This is a genomic window from Mesorhizobium sp. M1E.F.Ca.ET.063.01.1.1 (assembly GCF_003998155.1).
Classification (GTDB): Bacteria; Pseudomonadota; Alphaproteobacteria; order Rhizobiales; family Rhizobiaceae; genus Mesorhizobium.
In genome coordinates, this window is the sequence record NZ_RZSC01001085.1 from 1 (window position 1) to 1,491 (window position 1,491).

1 protein-coding gene is annotated in these 1,491 nt (G+C 63.6%); it reads left to right on the forward strand.

Annotation, left to right across the window (positions count from 1 at the left end; genetic code table 11):
• Window positions 1–206 precede the first annotated feature (206 nt).
• On the forward strand, window positions 207–1,491 hold a 1,285-nt coding region (gene alaS, locus EOA29_RS36235; RefSeq protein WP_127222379.1), incomplete at its 3' end, for an alanine--tRNA ligase.

Here is a 1,491-nt window from a genome sequence, read left to right on the forward strand (position 1 = left end):
CCTGGTACTGCGTTCCGAACCGCCGGCCTTCGTGTCGGCGGTTTGCGTTTGCGGGCAGCGCAGGGCCGCCGGCGACGTCTGATTTGGCCCAATTCCGTGTTTCTGGACAGGGTCAAGAGCTACGGCTAAAAGGCCAATCTATCTTCGGAACCGAAAGCCCATTTGCCGCCGGCTAAGCCGGCGGTTCTCGCGAAAAGGCAGTACTCATGAGTGGCGTGAACGACATCCGGTCGACATTCCTCGACTACTTCCGCAAGGAGGGTCACGAGATCGTCGCCTCCAGCCCGCTTGTGCCGCGCAACGACCCGACGCTGATGTTCACCAACGCCGGCATGGTGCAGTTTAAGAACGTCTTCACCGGGCTGGAGAAGCGGCCTTATTCGCGCGCTTCGACCGCGCAGAAGAGCGTGCGCGCCGGCGGCAAGCACAATGACCTCGACAATGTCGGCTATACCGCGCGCCATCTCACCTTTTTCGAGATGCTCGGCAATTTCTCGTTCGGCGACTATTTCAAGGAGCGCGCGATCGAGCTTGCCTGGAACCTGATCACCAGGGAATTCGGCCTGCCGAAGGACAAGCTCCTGGTCACCGTCTATCACACCGACGACGAGGCGGCCGGCTACTGGAAGAAGATCGCCGGCTTCTCCGACGATCGCATCATCCGCATCCCGACCTCGGACAATTTCTGGGCGATGGGCGACACCGGACCGTGCGGCCCTTGTTCGGAGATATTCATCGACCGCGGCGAGCACATCTGGGGCGGACCGCCCGGCAGCCCGGAGGAGGACGGCGACCGGTTCCTCGAATTCTGGAACCTGGTGTTCATGCAGTATGAGCAGGTGACGAAGGAAGAGCGCATCGACCTGCCGCGTCCATCGATCGACACCGGCATGGGCCTGGAGCGCATGGCATCCATCCTGCAGGGGGTGGAGAGCGTTTTCGAGACCGACCTGTTCAAGCACCTGATCGATGCCGCGTCCTCGGCGCTCGGCCACGGTCCCAATGAGGAGAACGTTGCGTCCTTCCGCGTGATCGCGGATCACCTGCGCTCGACCTCCTTCCTGGTGGCCGACGGCGTGCTACCGTCCAACGAAGGCCGCGGCTATGTGCTGCGCCGCATCATGCGCCGCGCCATGCGCCATGCGCAGCTCTTGGGCGCCAAGGAGCCGCTGATGTGGAAGCTGGTTCCGGCGCTGGTGCGCGAAATGGGCCAGGCCTATCCCGAACTGAGCCGCGGCGAAGCGCTGATCACCGAGACGCTGAAGCTCGAGGAGACGCGCTTCCGCAAGACCCTGGTGCGCGGACTCGGGCTGCTGGCGGATGCGACGGAGACGCTCGGCGCCGGCGACATGCTGGACGGCGAGACGGCCTTCAAGCTCTATGACACCTACGGCTTCCCGCTCGACCTGACGCAGGATGCGCTGCGCCAGCGCAGCATCTCCGTCGATTTGGCCGGCTTCACCAATGCGATGGAGCGGCAGAGAGCAGAGG